Source organism: Rhizobium sp. KDH_Rht_773_N, from assembly GCF_052946295.1.
This window is the reverse complement of sequence record NZ_CM129525.1, coordinates 3,066,936-3,085,342: the sequence shown is the minus strand read 5'-3', so window position 1 is coordinate 3,085,342 and position 18,407 is coordinate 3,066,936. Positions and strand designations below refer to the sequence as shown.

Genomic DNA, 18,407 nt, shown 5'->3' with positions numbered 1-18,407 from the left:
ACGAAACATCCCCTACAACGACTATAACGCCAAGGCTTTTAACAAGCTGTTAACCATAAAATTTCACAGGCAAAAATTCCAAGCCGGCTCATGAAGTCGATGAATCAGAGTGGCAACAAAGGCTTGCACGAAACTGAAATGATTCGACGTTTCCCGGGCGAAGATACGGCCCGGCAGCAGCCAAGCATGAAGAAAATTTAATCCGCATACCGCTTGCGCCACCATCAGCGCGCCGCGATCGCGGCAGATTCTGGCGCCGGCTTCAATGACGAGCCTGAGACGAAAGGAATTCGACATGTCCGTTCTTCATAAGACAATGGCGGCGGGCCTGATTGCACTGACATTTGCCGGCGCCTCGCTGGCAACGGCCGATACGGCAGACGCGCATTCCGGCAACGCTTTCTGGGGCGGTGTCGCCGGTGGCGTCGTCGGCGGCCTCGTGGGCGGCGCGATCGCTTCCGGCCCGGCCTATCCGGCGCCTTATGCCTACTATCCGCGCCCCTACGCCTATTACCCGGCCTATCCGGTCTATTACGGCCCGCGCTATTGCCATCCCGAATGGCGTCACGACCGCTGGGGCCATCCCTATCGCATCGACGTCTGCAGGCGCTGAGGATCTTGCCGGCGCCGCTTGACCTGCCGCCTCCGCCGGGCCATGCATCGCACGACCGGAGGGAGATCGTGCAATGCCGGAACCGCTCAAGAACCTGCTGCATCCAGCACTCGTGCGCGCGATGGCCGGGGTCATCGCCGCCCGCGCGCCGTCCTTCGACGGCGCACGCTTCACCGCGCTCGCAACGGACGGCATCGAATCGCTCGAACTGATGGAGCGCGCCACGCTCATCCGCGACGCGCTTTTTGCCACCCTGCCGGCAGATTTCCCCGAGGCCGCGGCGATCCTTTCCGCCAGCCTGCCCGCCGCCGGCAGGGACGGCCTGACCGGCTGGATGCTGCTGCCGGTCAACCAGTTCATCGCCGCCCGCGGCCTTGGCGATTTCGACCGGGCGCTCGATCTCCTGAAAGCGCTGACGCCGCATTTTACGGCGGAGTTCGGCATCCGCCCCTTCATCCACCAGGACCAGCAGCGCGCGCTGGCGACGATCAGCGGCTGGGCGGGCGACGAAAACCACCATGTCCGCCGGCTGGCAAGCGAAGGCACCCGGCCCCGCCTGCCCTGGGCGATGCGGCTGCCGCAGCTGGTCAAGGACCCCTCGCCGATCATCCCGATCCTGACGGCGCTGATGGACGACCCGGAGGATTATGTGCGCCGCTCCGTCGCAAACAGCCTGAACGACATCGCCAAGGATCACCCCGATCTCGTCGCCGCCTTTATCGCCGACCATATCGAGGGCGCATCGGCCGAGCGCCGCTGGCTGCTGAAACACGCCTCCCGCACGCTTCTGAAAAAGGGCCACGCCCAAGCGCTTGCCAATTTCGGCTTCGGCGCCGCCGCAGCGCTGGAATGCAGCCTGCTGCTGCCCAATCCGGCCGTGCTTTTCGGCGAAGGTCTGGATTTCGGCATCCGCCTGCGCAATGCCGGCAAGGCGCCGCAATCCCTGATGATCGACTACGCCATCCATCACGTGAAGGCCGACGGTTCGCTCTCTCCCAAGGTCTTCAAATGGAAGACCGTCACGCTGGCGGCCGGCGAGGACCATGTCGTCCAGCGCCGCCACGCCATGCGGCCGATCACCACGCGGCGCTACTATCCGGGCGAACATCGCATCGTCATTCTCATCAACGGCGTCGAGACGGCGGCGGGCAATTTCGTCCTTTCCATGCCTCGGGACGGCTGATATCGGCGCGTCCTCTTGACTTCGGGCAAGAAATAGACCACATGCCAGCAGGCTTTCACCTTCCGGCCGCCGCGTGAGCGTGCCACTGCAACAGATGCTGAAGAAGGATAGAGCGCATTTTCATGATGCCGCGCCCCAAAAGCGGCAAGACGCGCTGGAAAGCTTTTTCCAACTTACAAGTTCCCATTTCACGCGGGGTTCTTGACGCCAGATCGACACCGGACCGCACTGTCGCGATCCGGCGTTTGTTTTTGGCGCGCCCTAAAAGGTTATGACTTGACCAATTTTGAATCGCTCGGCGTCTCCAAGCCGGTCGTCGCCACCCTGTTCCAGCTCGGCATCGAAACGCCGACCCCCATTCAGGAACAGGCCATCCCGCTTCTCATCCAGGGCCGAGACCTGATCGGCCTTGCCCAGACCGGCACCGGCAAGACCGCCGCCTTCGGCCTGCCGCTCATCGAGCGCCTGCTGAAGGAGGAGAAGCGTCCCGACAACCGCACCGTCCGCTCGCTGATCCTTGCCCCCACCCGCGAGCTGGTGAACCAGATCGCCGACAACCTGCGCAAATTCATCCGCAAGTCGCCGCTGCGCATCAACCTCGTCGTCGGCGGCGTCTCCATCAACAAGCAGCAGCTTCAGCTCGAGCGCGGCTCCGATATCCTCGTCGCCACGCCCGGCCGCCTGCTCGACCTTTGCAACCGCAATGCCATCACACTGACGGCCGTGCGTTACCTCGTGCTCGACGAGGCCGACCAGATGCTCGACCTCGGCTTCGTCCACGACCTGCGCAAGATCGCCAAGCTGGTGCCGAAGCGCCGCCAGACCATGCTGTTTTCGGCCACCATGCCGAAGGCGATTGCCGATCTCGCCGGCGATTACCTCACCGATCCGGTGAAGGTGGAAGTCACACCGCCCGGCAAGGCTGCCGACAAGATCGAGCAATATGTGCATTTCGTTCCCGGCAAGAACGACAAGACCGTTCTTCTGAAGAAGTCGCTGACCGAAAATCCTGACGGACGCGCCATCGTCTTCCTGCGCACCAAGCACGGCGCCGAAAAGCTCGCCAAGCATCTGGAACAGGTCGGCTATTCCGTCGCCTCCATTCACGGCAACAAGAGCCAGGGCCAGCGCGAACGGGCGCTGAAGGGCTTCCGCGACGGCGCCATCAAGACGCTGATCGCCACCGACGTCGCCGCCCGCGGCATCGATATTCCCGCCGTCAGCCACGTCTTCAACTACGACCTGCCGGAAGTGCCGGACGCCTATGTCCACCGCATCGGCCGCACGGCGCGCGCCGGCCGCGACGGCATCGCCATCGCCTTCTGCGCGCCGGATGAGGCCCGCCTGCTGCGCGATATCGAAAAGCTGATGGGCATCGAGATCGCCGTTGCCAGCGGCGAGCCGCCGGCCGATCTGCGCGCTGCCCCGCGCGGCAACAATCGCGGCCGCGGCCAGAACCAGCAGCGCGGCCAGGGTGGCCGCGGTGAAGGCGGCCAGCGTGGCGAACGCCGCGAAGGCGGGCGCGGCGATGGCGAAGCCCGCCGCAGCGAAACCCGCAACGGCAGCGGCCGTCCCGCCGGTCACGGCGACCGCCGTCCCCGCCACGAGGGCGACGTTACCGAGGTCCGCGCCGGCGAGGAGCGTCGCGGCCGCCCGCATCGCAACGATCAGCGCAACGACCGCCGCAACCAGGACTTCCGCGGCCAGCGCCGCAACGAGCAGGCGCCGGATCTCGGCCCGGACAACGATCTGGTTTCGACCTCGGACTTCCGCCCGACCCGCAAGCCGCAGCAGCAGCGCCCGGCCCAGCCGGCAGAAGCCAACGGCCACCATCGCGGCAACAAGCAGCACGTCCACGGCCGGCCGCCACGCAACCACGGCGACCAGCAACAGCAGGGCGAACAGCGCCGCGACGGCAGCGGCGGCATGCGCCGCAAGGGCGGCCGCAACGGCGGCGGCCCGCGCCGCGAACGCGCCTGAATTCGAGACCAGGGCCGGAGCGATCCGGCCCTTGTCTTTTGACCGGCATTCCGGTCGCCAGCCCGGACAGAGTTTGCCCCTCCGCCCGGACAGGAAATAATCACCTGCTCATCTTTTGAGCGGCATCCTTGGATTGACATCGGTCCATGCCGCTCCAGCTCCTGATAAATGCCCAGTTTTTCAGCCGATTTTGCGTTGCAGAAGATTTTATGAATCTTCCATGCGAACTGTGCATGGTTCTTGCATTGCCTTTTGCGTTGTATTCAAATGAACAAAAAAGGGGAGCCACACCTTTGGCATTTGATGAAATGATCACGGGCGACGAAAGTCCCCGAGCGCCATATGAAAAATACTTTGAGTGGTACAACAGCCAGGATCGGGCGCATCTGATTGCAAAGTCCCGCGATGCGGAAAACATCTTCCGGAAAACCGGCATCACCTTCGCGGTTTACGGCCACGCCGACAGTTCCGAAAAGCTCATCCCCTTCGATATCATCCCCCGCATCATCTCCGGCCGCGAATGGCGCAAGCTCGCCCAGGGCATCGAGCAGCGGGTGATTGCGCTGAACGCCTTCCTCGACGACATCTACCACAAGCAGGAAATCATCCGCGCCGGCCGCATCCCGCGCGAGCTGATCGAGAAGAACACCGCCTTCCTGCCCGAGATGATCGGCTTCCGGCCGCCCGGCGGCGTCTATACCCATATTGTCGGCACCGATATCGTACGCACGGGCGAAGACCAGTTCTACGTGCTGGAGGATAATGCCCGCACGCCCTCGGGCGTCAGCTACATGCTGGAAAACCGGGAAACCATGATGCAGATGTTCCCGGAACTCTTCCACGAGAACCGGGTGCAGCGCGTCGAGGACTATCCCTATCTCCTGCGCCAGAGCCTGGCCTCGCTCGCCCCTCCCGGCTGCAAGGGCAAGCCGCGTGTCGCCGTCCTGACACCCGGCATCTACAATTCCGCCTATTACGAACATTCCTTCCTCGCCGACACGATGGGCGTCGAACTCGTCGAAGGCTCGGACCTGCGCGTCATCGACGGCAAGGTGAAGATGCGCACGACGCGCGGTTACGAGGCGATCGACGTGCTCTACCGCCGCGTCGACGACGACTTCCTCGATCCCCTCACCTTCCGCCCGGAGTCGGCCCTCGGCATTCCCGGCATCATGGATGTCTACCGCTCCGGCAACATCACCATCGCCAACGCGCCGGGCACCGGCATTTCCGACGACAAGGCGATCTATTCCTACATGCCCGAGATCGTCGAGTTCTACACCGGCCGCAAGCCGATCCTCGAAAACGTGCCGACCTGGCGCTGCTCGGAAGCCTCCAGCCTGAAATATGTGCTGGACCATCTGGACGAACTGGTCGTCAAGGAAGTGCACGGTTCCGGCGGTTACGGCATGCTCGTCGGCCCTACGGCGTCGAAGAAGGAGCGCGCCGATTTCGCCGAGAAGCTGAAGGCCAAGCCCAGCAACTATATTGCCCAGCCGACGCTTTCGCTGTCGACCGTTCCGATCCTTGTCAACAAGGGTATCGCGCCCCGCCATGTCGACCTGCGCCCCTATGTGCTTGTTTCCGACAAGGTGCAGATCATTCCGGGCGGGCTGACCCGCGTGGCGCTGAAGCAGGGCTCGCTGGTCGTCAATTCCAGCCAGGGCGGCGGCACCAAAGACACCTGGGTATTGGAGGACTGATGCTCGGAAGAACTGCAAACGGGCTCTACTGGATGTTCCGGTATATCGAGCGCGCCGAAAATATCGCGCGCCTCGTCGATGCCGGCCTGCGCATGTCGCTGACCCGCAGCGGCTCGGGCGACGACAATTGGGACGGCGTGCTGCAAAGCGCCGGCGTGCGCGAACTCTACGACGAGACGCATACGAAGCTGACGAGCGCCGATGCGATCGACTACCTGCTGCGCGACCGGTCCAACGCGTCGAGCGTCATGTCCTGCATCGATTTCGGCCGCAACAATGCCCGCATGGTGCGCACGGCGCTGACGCGCGAGACCTGGGAAGCGACCAACGAATGCTGGATCGATCTCAAGGAACTCCTGTCGAAGAAGCTGAAGGCGGCCGAGCTGCCGGAGGTCATCGACGTCATCAAGCATCGCGCCGGCCTCATCCGCGGCGCCTTCCACGGCTCGATGCTGCGCAACGAACTCTATAATTTCGCCCGTATCGGCACCTTCATCGAGCGCGCCGACAATACGAGCCGCATCCTCGACGTGAAATATTACGTGCTGCTGCCCTCGGTTTCGCAGGTCGGCTCCTCGGTCGACAACATCCAGTGGGAATCGATCCTGCGCTCGGTCTCCGCCCACCGCTCCTACAGCTGGGCCTATGACGGCGAATACCGCGCCATGAACATTGCCGACTTCCTGATCCTGAACGGCCAGATGCCGCGCTCGCTCGCCTATTGCTACGAGAAGATCGTCAGCAACATCGGCTATATCGCCAAGGACTACGGCGAGCGATTGCCGGCCCACGATACGGCGGACGCCATCCGCGCCACGCTGCAGACCCTCAAGATCAAGGACATCATGGATCAGGGCCTGCATGAATTCCTGGAGGATTTCGTCGCCCGCAACAACAAGCTCGGCAACGAAATCTCCGACGGCTACCGGTTCTATGCTTAAGCGGGTCAGATCATGAGACTGAAGATCAGCCACCTCACCGAATACCGCTACGACGAGCCGGCGCAGTTTTCCCTGCAGCGCCTGCGCCTGACGCCGCCGAGCGTGGCCGGCCAGACCGTTCTCAACTGGTCGCTCAATGTCGAAGGCGCCAAGCCCGAGGTCGAATATGACGACCAGTACGGCAACCACGTCAACCTCGTCTCGCTGGAAGGCGAGCAGCAGGTGACGCGCATCGTCGCCGAAGGCGAGGTCGAAACCGAGGATCGCAACGGCGTTACCGGCCCCCATACCGGCTTCTGCCCCCTCTGGCTCTTCCTGCGCGAGACGCCGCTGACGAAGAGCGGCAAGCTGGTGAAGGAACTGGTCAAAGGCATCACGGGCGAGAACGAACTGGCCCGCATGCATGCCCTGATGGCGGCGATCCACGAGGCGGTGGAATACAGGCCCGGCACCAGCGGCACGGAAACCACGGCCGAACAGGCGCTGGAGAAGAAGGCCGGCGTGTGCCAGGACCACGCCCATATCTTCGTCACCGCCGCCCGCGCCCTCGATATCCCCTCGCGCTACGTTTCCGGCTATCTGATGATGGACGAGAAGGTCGAGCAGGCCGCAACCCATGCCTGGGGCGAGGCCCATATTCCCGGCCTCGGCTGGGTCGGCTTCGATCCCGCCAACAAGATCTGCCCGGACGAGCGTTATGTGCGCATGGCCTCCGGCCTCTGCTACCGTGACGCTGCACCCGTATCGGGCATGCGCATCGGCACGCCGGGCGAGAAGCTTTCGGTCACGGTCAAGGTCGAAAACGGCGGCCAGATGCAGAGCCAGAGCCAGAGCTGACGGGCAAGGCCGGTCCGTCCCAGCGATTTTGCGCTGTGAGACACGCAATAATTGCGATTGCAGCCAATTCTCCCCTTTGAACTAACCCGATGTTAAACCGGCAGGCGGAAGCTGTGGGCCTGTTAGCGCTCGCATCTGCGGGCACCGGCGTTGCGGGCGCCGGCCTGTTTTATTGAGAGATTTCAGTAGGTCGTTATGTCTCTTCTTATTATCGACGACAGCAAATCCAGCCTGCTTGCCCTTGAAACCGCCGTCCGCCGCTTCGCCAGCTGCGATATCGAAAGCTTCGCCAATCCGCTGGAAGCCCTGGAACGCGCGAAGCTTGTCGAATTCGACATCGTGCTGGTCGATTACATGATGCCCGAGCTCAGCGGCATCGACGTGATCCGCCGCCTGCGCGGCCAGCGCGGCTACGAAACCGTGCCCGTGGTGATGATTACTTCCCAGACGGAACGCTCGGTGCGCCTGGAGGCGCTGGAAGCGGGCGCCACCGACTTCCTGGCCAAACCCTTCGATCCGCTGGAGCTCGAGGCCCGCATCGTCAATCTCCTCGCCCTGCGCAGCGCCCAGCTCGCCCTCGTCGACCGCGCCCGCTCGCTCGATCAGGCCTTCCGCCGCGCCAGCGAACGCGCCGACATGCGCGAACAGGAAATCATCTGGTGCCTGGCCCAGGCCATGGCCTCGCGCGACGGCAATACCGGCGACCATATCGAACGGGTCGCCACGATCTCCGAGCTGATCGCCGAAGGCCTCGGCATGGACCGCATCCAGCGCCGCAACATCTATCTCGCCGCCCCCCTGCACGATATCGGCAAGATCGGCATTCCCGACGCCATCCTGCAGAAGCCCGGCAAGCTGGAGCCGCACGAGATCGAGAAGATGCGCGAGCACGTGCCGATCGGCGTATCGATCCTGCGCAACAGTTCCGCCGAGCTTTCCCGCGTCGCCACCGCCATCATCGGCGCGCACCACGAGAAATGGGACGGCACCGGCTACCCGCAGGGCCTTGCCGGCGAGCAGATCCCGCTCGAAGCCCGCATCGTCGCCGTCGCCGATGTCTTCGACGCGCTCTGCTCCGAGCGCCCGTACAAGCAGGCATGGCCGGTCGCGACCGCCTATGCCGAAATCATCGCCTGCAGCGGCACGCATTTCGACCCCGCCTGCGTCGCCGCCTTCCGCCGCAAGTGGCCGGCCATCCGCACGCTTTTCGATCCGCCCGGCGGCAAGGACGAGCCCCTGCGCTCGCACGGCTGACACCCGCTCGGGTTAGGCGCAACCCCCATTCGTATAATACAACTTGGCGTCATCATCTGGCGCCGCGGATGTGTTATAAGGGTGCTGCAAGCATGACACTTCCGGAGCGCCGCGCGTCCACTCGCACGCACAAGGGACGCTCCGGTTCTTTGAAACGACGCATCGGACCTTCCGAAGATCGTTTCCGATCTCGGGCCGATTGCATCACGTCCGGGGGACATGCCATGTCAGCAATCCAGACCGATACCTATCATCTCTACGGCATTCTCGTGCGCTTCATCGCCCGCAATCCCGACACGGGCGGCGCCTTCAGCCTCGTCGAGGCCACCACCGCGCCTGGCGCCGGTGCGCCGCCCAACAGGCATCCGGCAGACGACGAATCCTTCTACGTGCTGGAAGGCAGATACGAGTTCATGATCGAGGGCGAAAAGCGCGTCGCAACGCCCGGCACGTTCGTCAAGGTGCCGCCGGGCGCCGTCCACGCCTTCACCAATATCGACGAGAAGCCGTCGCGCATGCTGATCATCAACATGCCCGGCAAGGTCCATGACGCCTTCTTCTCGCAGGCCGGCGATCCGATGCCGCCGGGAACGCGGGAGCTGCCGCCGCAGACCGGCGAGCCGCCGGACATTCAGCGCCTGGTCGATGTCGGCCGGCGCAACGGCGTCGAACTCTTCGTGGCCGAAAGCGTCGGCCGTTAGGGCGACACGCGCCCGGTCATGGCCTGGACAGCCGCAAGAACCTGAACATGGCCGCGCGCGCCGTAGGCGAGGATCGCCTGGTCGGCGGTCAGCAGCGGTATGCGATGAAAGCGGGCGGTCGCCACGATGATGCGGTCGGCGGGGTCGGCGTGGAACTCGCCGGGCAGCCGGACGCTGTCGACGGCGATGGACGGCTCGATCGGCGCGACCTGGAGCGCCGGCAGGGACAGCGCCTGATCGATCCATCGCCCGACATCGTCGCCAAGCGCCAGGCGCCCCTTCTCGACCAGCATTGCGATCTCCCAGGGCGTGATCGCCGAAATCAGGATCCGGCTTTTCTCCGCCGTCTCGTCGATGACCTGCCGGGCCTCTGCGCCAAGGCACGCGTCGTCCTGCATGGCCCAGACGAGGATATGCGTGTCGATGACGATCAACGGACGGCGTCCCAGTCCTCGGGCTCGGCGACCGGAGCCAGCGGATCGTCGTAGCGCTGTACGCTGCCCTTCAGCGCGCCGATAATGCTCTTGCGCACGCCGCTCTGCCGCGCCGGCGATAACACCGCGACCGGCTTGCCGCGCCTTGTGATGACGATAGGTTCATGGTCCCTGCCCATCTGATCGATGAGGTTCAGGCATTTCGCCTTGAACTCCGCTGCGCCGACCGTTTTCGACATGACCATATCTCCTGTACATATGTACAGAATATAGCGCCATATCCCTGTCGCGCAAGGATCGCTCGCAGGCGCTCCCGCCGGCCAACAAAAAAGCGGGACCTTGGCCCCGCCTCTTCATCGTTTTCCTGTCCCCGACAGGCCTTAGTGGCTGTCCTTGCCGACAGCGTTGCCGCGACAACCCTTGAGGAAGTCGAGGTCGGCGCCGGTATCGGCCCCTTCGACATGCTGCTGGTGCAGGTAGGCATAGCCCGAGGTCGGCACGTCGTGGCTCGGCTGCCATTCGGAGAGGCGCTTTGCCAGCTCTTCCTCGGAAATATCGAGATGCAGGCGGCGGTTCGGCACGTCGAGCTCGATCATGTCGCCGTTCTTGACGACGGCGAGCGGACCGCCGACGGCGGCTTCCGGCGAGGTGTGCAGCACGACGGTGCCATAGGCCGTACCGGACATGCGGGCGTCGGAAATGCGCACCATGTCGGTGATGCCCTTCTTCAGCACCTTCGGCGGCAGGCCCATATTGCCGACTTCGGCCATGCCCGGATAGCCCTTCGGACCGCAGTTCTTCATGACCATGACGCAGGTCTCGTCGATATCGAGGCTGTCGTCGTTGATCTTGGCCTTGTAGTCGTCGATGTCTTCGAAGACGACCGCGCGGCCGCGATGCACCATCAGGTGCGGCGAAGCGGCAGACGGCTTCAGGACGGCGCCCTTCGGCGCGAGATTGCCGCGCAGGACGACGATGCCGCCGGACTGCGTCAGCGCCTTCTCGGCCGGCAGGATCACGTCCTCGTTCCAGTTGACGACGTCCTTGACCTCGTCCCAGACGGTTTCGCCGGAGACGGTCAGCGCATCCTTGTGCAGCAGGCCGGCTTCGCCGAGGCGCTTGAGCACGACCGGCAGGCCGCCGGCATAGAAGAACTCTTCCATCAGGTATTTGCCCGACGGCATCAGGTTGACGATGGTCGGCACGTCGCGGCCGCAACGGTCCCAATCATCAAGCGAAAGGTCGATGCCGACGCGGCCGGCGATTGCCAGCAGGTGGATGACGGCATTGGTCGAACCGCCGATCGCCGCATTGGTGCGGATGGCGTTTTCGAAGGCCTGCTTGGTCATGATGTCGGAGGGCTTCAGGTCGTCCTTGACCATCTGCACGATGCGGCGGCCGGTCAGCTGCGCCATCACCTTGCGGCGGGAATCCACGCCGGGGATGGCGGCGTTGCCGGACAGCGCCATGCCGAGCGCTTCGGCCATCGAGGCCATCGTGGAAGCCGTGCCCATCGTGTTGCAGGTGCCGGACGAACGGCTCATCGAGGCTTCGGCCTCGAGGAATTCGGCCTGCGTCATCTCGCCGGCCTTCACCATTTCGGAGAATTTCCACAGATGCGTGCCGGAACCGACGCGCTCGCCGCGGAAATAGCCGTTCAGCATCGGGCCGCCGGTGACGACGATCGACGGCAGATCGCAGGATGCCGCCCCCATGAGCAGCGACGGCGTGGTCTTGTCGCAGCCGACAAGCAGCACGCAGCCGTCCATCGGCTGGCCGCGGATCGCTTCTTCGACGGCGAGCGCCGCAAGGTTGCGGTACATCATCGCGGTCGGGCGGAACGTGTTTTCGGAGGCCGAGAACACAGGCACTTCCAGCGGGAAACCGCCGGCTTCCCAGACACCCGCCTTCACCTTTTCGGCGAGCTCGCGCAGGTGGCCGTTGCACGGCGTCATGTCCGACCAGGTATTGAGGATGCCGATGACCGGGCGCCCGTCGAACAGGTCGTGCGGATAACCCTGGTTCTTGAGCCAGCCGCGGTGGTAGATCACGTCGCGGCTCGTGCCGCCGTACCATTCCTGCGACCTCAGCTTACGCGGCCATTCTGCTTTCTTCTTCATAGTCTCTGTCCTTCAGGATATCCCCTGACCGCCTCGTACGGCCAGGGTCATCGCGCTGTGTCTCAGGCCAGCGTGTAAGCGGTCTTGACGGTTGTGTAGAACTCGGCGGCGTACTTGCCCTGCTCGCGCGGGCCGTAGGACGAGCCCTTGCGGCCGCCGAAGGGAACGTGGAAATCGACGCCGGCGGTCGGCAGGTTCACCATCACCATGCCGGCCTCGGAATTGCGCTTGAAATGCGTCGCGTGCTTGAGGCTGGTCGTGGCAATGCCGGCAGACAGGCCGAACGGCGTGTCGTTGGCGGTCGCCAGCGCCTCTTCGTAATCCTTGACGCGGATGACGGAGACGACGGGTCCGAAGATTTCCTCGCGCGAGATGCGCATCTGGTTGGTCGCTTCGGTAAACAGCGTCGGCTGCAGGTAGAAGCCGGGCGTCTCGCGCGAGATGAGCTCGCCGCCGAAGGCAAGCTTGGCGCCCTCTTCCTTGCCGATCCTGATGTAATCGGTATCGGTCTGCAGCTGGCGGGCATCGACGACGGGGCCGATATGGGTGCCGGGCTTCATGGCGTTGTCGACCACGATCGTCTTCAGCTTTTCGGTGAGCGCCGCCACGAACTTGTCGTGGATGCCTTCGGTCACGATCAGGCGCGACGAGGCCGTGCAGCGCTGGCCGGTGGAGAAGAAGCCGGAATTGGCGGCCGCCTCGACGGCGACGGTCAGGTCCGCGTCGTCGAGCACGACCATCGGGTTCTTGCCGCCCATTTCCAGCTGGAACTTGCGGTTATGCTCGATGGAGGACGTGGCGACGCGCTTGCCCGTGCCGGTCGAGCCGGTAAAGGTGATGCCGGCAATGTCGGGGCTGTCGAGCATGGCCTGGCCGACGACCGAGCCCTTGCCCATGACGAGGTTGAGAACGCCCTTCGGCAGGCCGGCGCGGTGCAGGATGTCGGCAATCGCCCAGGAACAGCCGGGAACGAGATCGGCCGGCTTGAAGACGACCGTGTTGCCGTAGCAGAGTGCGGGCGCGATCTTCCAGGCCGGAATGGCGATCGGGAAGTTCCAGGGCGTGATGATGCCGATGACGCCGAGCGGCTCGCGGGTGATCTCGATGCCGATATTCGGGCGCACCGAAGGAACGACCTCGCCGGCAAGGCGCAGGGCTTCGCCCGCGAAGAATTCGAAGATCTGCGAGGCACGGATGGTTTCGCCGATCGCTTCCGGAAGGGTCTTGCCTTCCTCGCGGGCGAGAAGCGCGCCAAGCTCGTCCTTGCGCGCCATGATCTCGTCGCCGGCCTTTTTCAGGATGACGTGGCGCTCCCAGATGCCGGAACGCGACCAGGCCGGGAAAGCCGCCTTGGCGGCGGCGATCGCCGCCTTCGCATCCTCGGCGCTCGCCTGGGCGTAGAGGCCGACGACCTCGTTCGTATCGGACGGGTTGATGTTTTCGGCGGCATTGGTGCCGGTCCATTCGCCGGCAATGAGATTCTGATGGATGGTCATGGGCCTAAAGCCTCCTCTATGACAAGCGACCGGCGGCCCGCGGGGCGGCCGGCCCTTGAGACCACAGTTGAAATCAGAGCTGCTTGACGGCGATCGCTTCCTCGGCGGCAACCTTCAGCGGGTTGCGCAGCGGCAGGCCGAATTCGGCCACCTCGATTTCAAAAACGTCCCCCTCTTCCGTCTTGATGCCTTCGGCAAAGGAAAGCGTCGCCGTGCCGAACATATGTACATGCACATCACCCGGCACGCGGAAGAGGCCATATTTGAAATGGTGATATTCCAGATTGGCGAAAGTGTGGGACATGTTCGCCTCGCCGGACAGGAACGGCTTTTCGAAGATCACATGGTTGCCGCGCTTGATGCGCGAGGTGCCGCGAATATCCTCCGGCGCCGCGCCGATGCGGATTTCCGGGCCGAAGCTTGCCGGGCGCAGCTTGGAATGGGCGAGGAAGAGATAGTTGATCCGCTCGGTGACGTGATCGGAAAACTCGTTCGACAGCGCAAAGCCGATGCGGAACGGCGTGCCGTCCTTGCCGATCACGTAGATGCCGGCCATTTCAGGCTCTTCGCCGCCGTCGAGCGCGAAGGAGGGAGAGACGAGCGGGGCGCCGGGTGCTGCCGCGCCGTAACCGTTGCCCTTGTAGAACCATTCGGGCTGCACGCCCTTCTGGCCGGCCGCCGGCTTGCCGCCTTCGAGGCCCATCTTGAACATCTTCATCGAGTCGGTCAGCGTTTCCTCTGCCGCCTCGGTCGTCTTCTTGTGCATGGAATCGCGCGTTGCCGCCGATCCCAGATGCGTCAGGCCGGTGCCCGTCAGATGCAGGTGCGCGGCATCCGGATGCGTGATCGGCGGCAGGAAGCGGCCTTCCTCATAGACCTTTTCGAGATCGATGGCGTCGCCATATCCATGCGCCTCGATGACGGAGACGAGAGACTTGCCGCTGTCTGCGGCCTCCATCGCCAGGGCGTAGACGCTCGTGGCACCCTTGACGGCCTTGGCGGCGGCACCCGGTTCGCGCACGGCGACGATGATTTCTCCGCTGGCGCCCTTGATCTGCGAGATAAGCACGGTCCTAATCCTTTCGTTTGGCGATGGCAAAGCTTCGCCGCTCCGGCTCCAACAGGAGCCGGAATTCAGTTTTCATATGACTGCGATGCGGGGGCTGGGCCGAAGCTCAGCCCTTGTTCTTGTTGTAGACGTCGAAGAAGACGGCGGCGAGCAGAACCGCGCCCTTGACCATCTGCTGGAAGTCGATGCCGAGACCGACGATCGACATGCCGTTGTTCATGACGCCCATGATGAATGCGCCGATGACTGCACCGGTGATCTTGCCGACGCCGCCCGAAGCCGAGGCACCGCCGATGAAGCAGGCCGCGATGACGTCAAGCTCGAAGCCGACGCCGGCCTTCGGCGTCGCCGAGTTGAGGCGCAGCGCCACGATCATGCCGGCGAGACCGGCCAGAACACCCATGTTGACGAAAGTGAAGAAGCTCAGCCGCTCGGTATTGATACCCGAAAGCTTGGTTGCCTTCTCGTTGCCGCCCATGGCGTAGATGCGGCGGCCGATCGTCGTGCGGCGGGTGACGAAGCTGTAGACGGCAATGAGCACCAGCATGACGATGAGGACGTTCGGCAGGCCCTTATAGGTCGACAGCAGCCAGCCCAGCCAGACGATGGCCAGCGAAATCAGCAGGTTCTGACCGATGAAGAAGCCCATCGGCTCGACATCGATGCCGTGGCTTTCGTTGACCTTGCGGCGGCGCCAGGCGAGATAGAACAGAACGACCGGCAGGATGACCGTCAGCACCAGCGAGGTGAGCTGGGTCGGGATGCCGAAAATGTCGACCATGTCGCCCGGCAGGAAGCCGGTGCTGATGACCTGGAATTCCTTCGGGAACGGGCCGATGTTCTTGCCGCCGAGCACGGTCAGCGTCAGGCCGCGGAAGACCAGCATGCCGGCGAGCGTCACGATGAAGGACGGAATGCGGTGATAGGCGATGAAATAGCCCTGCGCGGCACCGATGACGCCGCCGACGATCAGGCAGAGCAGGCCCGCCAGCCAGAAATTCATGCCCCAGGAAACGGTGAAGATGGCCGCCAGGGCGCCGACGAAGGCGACGATCGAGCCGACCGACAGGTCGATATGTCCGGCCACGATCACCAGCAGCATGCCGAGCGCCATGATGATGATGAAGGAATTCTGCAGTACCAGGTTCGTGATATTGACCGGCTTGAACAGGATGCCGCCCGTATAGAACTGGAAGAATACCATGATCGCGACGAGCGCAATCAGCATGCCATATTCGCGGATATTGCCGCGGATATAGTCGCCAATCGAAACGACGTTGCTTTCCTCTGAGGTTGTCGGGTTGACAGGAGTCATTGTTTCTTCTCCCCTGAGCGCATGATAGCGCGCATGATGGTTTCCTGGCTTGCTTCTCCTTTCGGCAGTTCGGCGACGATGCGTCCTTCGTTCATCACATAGATGCGGTCACATGTGCCAAGCAGTTCCGGCATTTCCGACGAGATCATCAGAACGCCCTTTCCATCGGCGGCAAGCTGGTTGATGATAGTATAGATTTCGTATTTCGCGCCAACGTCGATGCCGCGTGTCGGCTCGTCCAGGATCAAGACGTCCGGATCGGAGAACAGCCACTTCGACAGCACCACCTTCTGCTGGTTGCCGCCCGAAAGATTGACCGTTTCCTGGAAGATGCCCGACGAGCGGATGCGCAGCTTCGAGCGATAGTCCGTCGCGACCTTCATCTCCCTGATGTCGTCGATGACGGTATTCTTCGAGATGCCGAGCAGGTTGGCGAGCGTGGTGTTGTGCAGGATATTGTCGTTCAGCACGAGGCCGAGATGTTTGCGGTCTTCCGTCACATAGGCGAGACCGGCATCGATCGCCTTGCGCACCGTCGAGGTGTCCACCTTCTGGCCGTCGACGAAGACGTCGCCGGTGATCTTGTGGCCGTAGGACTTGCCGAAGACGCTCATGGCGAATTCGGTGCGGCCCGCACCCATCAGGCCGGCAATGCCGACGACTTCGCCCTTGCGGACGGTGACGTTGATATCGTGCAGGACCTGGCGGTCGCGGTGGTGCTGGTGGAAGGCGTTCCAGTTCCTGACTTCGAAGATCGTCTCGCCGATCGGCACGGAGCGCGGCGGGTAGCGGTCGGCCAGGTCGCGGCCCACCATGTTCTTGATGATGATGTCTTCGCTGATCTCGTCCTTGTGACAGTCGAGCGTCTTGACGGTCATGCCGTCGCGCAGGACCGTGATCTGGTCGGCGACCTTGCGGATCTCGTTCAGCTTGTGGGAAATGATGATCGAGGTGATGCCCTGCCGGCGGAATTCCATGAGCAGGTTGAGCAGCGCGTCTGAATCGCTTTCGTTCAGCGATGCGGTCGGCTCGTCGAGGATGAGCAGCTTGACGCTCTTCGACAGCGCCTTGGCGATCTCGACGAGCTGCTGCTTGCCGACGCCGATGTCGGTGACAAGCGTGTTCGGAGATTCGCGCAGGCCCACCTTGGCCAGAAGCTGCTTGGTGCGGTTGAATGTCTCTTCCCAGCTGATGACGCCCTTCTTGGCGTTCTCGTTGCCGAGAAAGATGTTTTCGCCGATCGACAGGAGCGGCACGAGCGCCAGTTCCTGATGGATGATGACGATCCCGATTTCTTCGGAATCCTTCAGAACCTTGAAGTTGCGCACTTCGCCTTCGTAGACGATGTCGCCATCATAGCTTCCTGCCGGATAGACGCCGGAGAGCACTTTCATCAGGGTCGACTTGCCGGCCCCGTTTTCGCCCACCAATGCGTGGATCTCACCCTGACGAACCTTGAGGTTCACATTCTCGAGCGCCTTTACGCCCGGGAACGTCTTGGTGATGTTCCGCATTTCGAGGATTGTATTTTCCATGACTAAAAACCCAACGCCGCGACCGGAAATGGCCCGGCGATCATAGAATCGAAGACCGGAACCCGCAATCACGCGGGTCCCGGCCATTCAGAATTACTTCAGCTGGTCTTCGGTGTAGTAACCGCTGTCGATCAGGACGGTCTTGTAGTTGTCCTTGGTGACGGCAACCGGCTTCAGCAGGTAGGACGGAACGACCTTGACGCCGTTGTCGTAGGTCTTCGTGTCGTTGACTTCAGGCTCCTTGCCGGACATGACGGCGTCAACCATCTGCACGGTGACCTTTGCGAGGTCGCGGGTGTCCTTGAAGATCGACGAATACTGTTCGCCGGCGATGATCGACTTGATCGACGGAACTTCCGAGTCCTGGCCGGAGACGACCGGGAGCGGCTGGTCGGCCGTGCCGTAGCCGACGCCCTTCAGCGACGAGATGATGCCGATGGACAGGCCGTCGTAGGGAGACAGGACGGCGTCAACCTTGGCGTCGGTGTAGTTAGCCGAGAGCAGGTTGTCCATGCGGGCCTGGGCCGTTGCCGGGTCCCAGCGCAGCGTGCCGACCTTGTCCATGCCGGTCTGGCCGGACTTCACGACGAGCTTGCCCGAGTCGATGTAGGGCTGCAGGACAGACATTGCGCCGTCATAGAAGAAGAAGGCGTTGTTGTCGTCAGGCGAACCGCCGAAGAGTTCGATGTTGAACGGGCCCTTGCCGTCCTTGAGGCCGAGCTTGTCGACGATCGTGCCGGCCTGGAGAACGCCAACCTGGAAGTTGTCGAACGTGGCGTAGTAGTCGACATTGGCAGAGTCGCGGATCAGGCGGTCGTAAGCGATGACCTTGATGCCGGCGTCATGAGCCTTCTGGAGAACGTCTGAGAGGGTCGTGCCGTCGATCGAAGCGATGACGAGAACCTTTGCGCCCTTCGTAACCATGTTTTCGATCTGCGAAAGCTGGTTCGGAATATCGTCGTCGGCATACTGCAGGTCGGTCTGGTAGCCGGCGGCCTGGAGCTGCTTGACGATGTTGTTGCCGTCGTCGATCCAGCGGGCGGAGGACTTCGTCGGCATGGCGATACCGACCAGACCCTTGTCCTGTGCCATTGCCGGCATAACGAACGATGCGACGCCGAAGGCAGCCGCAGCCATCAATGAGATAATGGATTTCATTTCTCTCTCCCTTGTTAAAGATTGGCGGACGAAAAATCGCCCGCCCCGAAACTGTGGCAGGTTCCGTA

The 18,407-nt window shown here is 63.0% G+C and carries 17 protein-coding genes; 8 read left to right on the top strand and 9 right to left on the bottom strand.

Going from position 1 to position 18,407, the window contains the following annotated elements:
• Positions 1-63: 63 nt before the first annotated feature.
• Positions 64-297, bottom strand: coding sequence for a hypothetical protein (locus ACU8HS_RS15210; protein WP_447014651.1), 234 nt, complete (start codon positions 295-297; stop codon positions 64-66).
• Between ACU8HS_RS15210 and ACU8HS_RS15205 the strand changes: the two genes are divergently transcribed.
• The 8 genes from ACU8HS_RS15205 (at position 296) to ACU8HS_RS15170 (ending at position 9,212) form a co-directional block, all read left to right on the top strand.
• On the top strand, positions 296-613 hold the full coding sequence (locus tag ACU8HS_RS15205; RefSeq protein ID WP_112568831.1) for a hypothetical protein: 318 nt from the start codon (positions 296-298) through the stop codon (positions 611-613). The two genes, ACU8HS_RS15210 and ACU8HS_RS15205, sit on opposite strands and share 2 nt — an antisense overlap.
• A 73-nt stretch (positions 614-686) precedes the next feature.
• Positions 687-1,796, top strand: coding sequence for a DNA alkylation repair protein (locus ACU8HS_RS15200; protein WP_112757140.1), 1,110 nt, complete (start codon positions 687-689; stop codon positions 1,794-1,796).
• Between the two features lie 228 nt (positions 1,797-2,024).
• Positions 2,025-3,776, top strand: a complete 1,752-nt coding sequence (locus tag ACU8HS_RS15195; RefSeq protein ID WP_447015911.1) for a DEAD/DEAH box helicase — start codon at positions 2,025-2,027, stop codon at positions 3,774-3,776.
• Positions 3,777-4,069: 293 nt separating this feature from the next.
• On the top strand, positions 4,070-5,479 hold the full coding sequence (locus ACU8HS_RS15190) for a circularly permuted type 2 ATP-grasp protein (RefSeq protein ID WP_112572674.1): 1,410 nt from the start codon (positions 4,070-4,072) through the stop codon (positions 5,477-5,479).
• On the top strand, positions 5,479-6,420 hold the full coding sequence (locus ACU8HS_RS15185) for an alpha-E domain-containing protein (protein ID WP_112572676.1): 942 nt from the start codon (positions 5,479-5,481) through the stop codon (positions 6,418-6,420). The genes ACU8HS_RS15190 and ACU8HS_RS15185 overlap by 1 nt, the downstream gene beginning before the upstream one ends.
• A 12-nt stretch (positions 6,421-6,432) precedes the next feature.
• The gene (locus ACU8HS_RS15180) at positions 6,433-7,257 is read left to right on the top strand and encodes a transglutaminase-like domain-containing protein (RefSeq protein ID WP_113412105.1); all 825 of its coding nucleotides are present in this window, start codon (positions 6,433-6,435) and stop codon (positions 7,255-7,257) included.
• Between the two features lie 195 nt (positions 7,258-7,452).
• Positions 7,453-8,511, top strand: coding sequence for an HD domain-containing phosphohydrolase (locus ACU8HS_RS15175; RefSeq protein ID WP_113412104.1), 1,059 nt, complete (start codon positions 7,453-7,455; stop codon positions 8,509-8,511).
• A 224-nt stretch (positions 8,512-8,735) separates the two neighbouring features.
• Complete coding sequence (locus tag ACU8HS_RS15170) at positions 8,736-9,212, top strand: cupin domain-containing protein (protein WP_112572682.1); 477 nt, start codon at positions 8,736-8,738, stop codon at positions 9,210-9,212.
• Here the strand turns inward: ACU8HS_RS15170 and ACU8HS_RS15165 are convergent.
• From ACU8HS_RS15165 to chvE, 8 genes are all read right to left on the bottom strand, one after another.
• The gene (locus tag ACU8HS_RS15165) at positions 9,209-9,646 is read right to left on the bottom strand and encodes a type II toxin-antitoxin system VapC family toxin (RefSeq protein ID WP_112757146.1); all 438 of its coding nucleotides are present in this window, start codon (positions 9,644-9,646) and stop codon (positions 9,209-9,211) included. The genes ACU8HS_RS15170 and ACU8HS_RS15165 overlap by 4 nt on opposite strands.
• Entirely contained in the window at positions 9,643-9,885 is a 243-nt protein-coding gene (locus tag ACU8HS_RS15160; protein WP_112755772.1) for a type II toxin-antitoxin system Phd/YefM family antitoxin, read from the bottom strand. Before ACU8HS_RS15160 ends, ACU8HS_RS15165 begins: the two co-directional genes overlap by 4 nt.
• A gap of 141 nt (positions 9,886-10,026) precedes the next feature.
• Positions 10,027-11,766, bottom strand: a complete 1,740-nt coding sequence (araD, locus tag ACU8HS_RS15155; RefSeq protein WP_112572689.1) for an L-arabinonate dehydratase — start codon at positions 11,764-11,766, stop codon at positions 10,027-10,029.
• A 62-nt stretch (positions 11,767-11,828) separates the two neighbouring features.
• Positions 11,829-13,262, bottom strand: coding sequence for an aldehyde dehydrogenase family protein (locus tag ACU8HS_RS15150; RefSeq protein WP_112572691.1), 1,434 nt, complete (start codon positions 13,260-13,262; stop codon positions 11,829-11,831).
• Between the two features lie 73 nt (positions 13,263-13,335).
• Complete coding sequence (gene araD1 / locus ACU8HS_RS15145) at positions 13,336-14,331, bottom strand: AraD1 family protein (protein WP_112572693.1); 996 nt, start codon at positions 14,329-14,331, stop codon at positions 13,336-13,338.
• A gap of 106 nt (positions 14,332-14,437) precedes the next feature.
• The gene (mmsB, locus tag ACU8HS_RS15140; RefSeq protein ID WP_112706027.1) at positions 14,438-15,646 is read right to left on the bottom strand and encodes a multiple monosaccharide ABC transporter permease; all 1,209 of its coding nucleotides are present in this window, start codon (positions 15,644-15,646) and stop codon (positions 14,438-14,440) included.
• Positions 15,643-17,181: a multiple monosaccharide ABC transporter ATP-binding protein gene (gene mmsA / locus ACU8HS_RS15135; protein ID WP_112572772.1), complete on the bottom strand. Its 1,539-nt coding sequence runs from the start codon at positions 17,179-17,181 to the stop codon at positions 15,643-15,645. Before mmsA ends, mmsB begins: the two co-directional genes overlap by 4 nt.
• A gap of 93 nt (positions 17,182-17,274) precedes the next feature.
• Positions 17,275-18,339, bottom strand: a complete 1,065-nt coding sequence (gene chvE / locus ACU8HS_RS15130) for a multiple monosaccharide ABC transporter substrate-binding protein (RefSeq protein ID WP_112706026.1) — start codon at positions 18,337-18,339, stop codon at positions 17,275-17,277.
• Between the last annotated feature and the right edge of the window lie 68 nt (positions 18,340-18,407).

Bases quoted from the DNA above. Each gene is read 5' to 3' on its own strand.
- ACU8HS_RS15205 (WP_112568831.1), top strand. From the start codon at position 296: ATGTCCGTTCTTCATAAGACAATGGCGGCGGGCCTGATTGCACTGACA.
- ACU8HS_RS15210 (WP_447014651.1), bottom strand. From the start codon at position 297: ATGTCGAATTCCTTTCGTCTCAGGCTCGTCATTGAAGCCGGCGCCAGA.
- ACU8HS_RS15200 (WP_112757140.1), top strand. From the start codon at position 687: ATGCCGGAACCGCTCAAGAACCTGCTGCATCCAGCACTCGTGCGCGCG.
- ACU8HS_RS15185 (WP_112572676.1), top strand. From the start codon at position 5,479: ATGCTCGGAAGAACTGCAAACGGGCTCTACTGGATGTTCCGGTATATC.
- ACU8HS_RS15180 (WP_113412105.1), top strand. From the start codon at position 6,433: ATGAGACTGAAGATCAGCCACCTCACCGAATACCGCTACGACGAGCCG.
- ACU8HS_RS15175 (WP_113412104.1), top strand. From the start codon at position 7,453: ATGTCTCTTCTTATTATCGACGACAGCAAATCCAGCCTGCTTGCCCTT.
- ACU8HS_RS15170 (WP_112572682.1), top strand. From the start codon at position 8,736: ATGTCAGCAATCCAGACCGATACCTATCATCTCTACGGCATTCTCGTG.
- ACU8HS_RS15160 (WP_112755772.1), bottom strand. From the start codon at position 9,885: ATGTCGAAAACGGTCGGCGCAGCGGAGTTCAAGGCGAAATGCCTGAAC.
- araD (WP_112572689.1), bottom strand. From the start codon at position 11,766: ATGAAGAAGAAAGCAGAATGGCCGCGTAAGCTGAGGTCGCAGGAATGG.
- ACU8HS_RS15150 (WP_112572691.1), bottom strand. From the start codon at position 13,262: ATGACCATCCATCAGAATCTCATTGCCGGCGAATGGACCGGCACCAAT.
- mmsB (WP_112706027.1), bottom strand. From the start codon at position 15,646: ATGACTCCTGTCAACCCGACAACCTCAGAGGAAAGCAACGTCGTTTCG.
- mmsA (WP_112572772.1), bottom strand. From the start codon at position 17,181: ATGGAAAATACAATCCTCGAAATGCGGAACATCACCAAGACGTTCCCG.
- chvE (WP_112706026.1), bottom strand. From the start codon at position 18,339: ATGAAATCCATTATCTCATTGATGGCTGCGGCTGCCTTCGGCGTCGCA.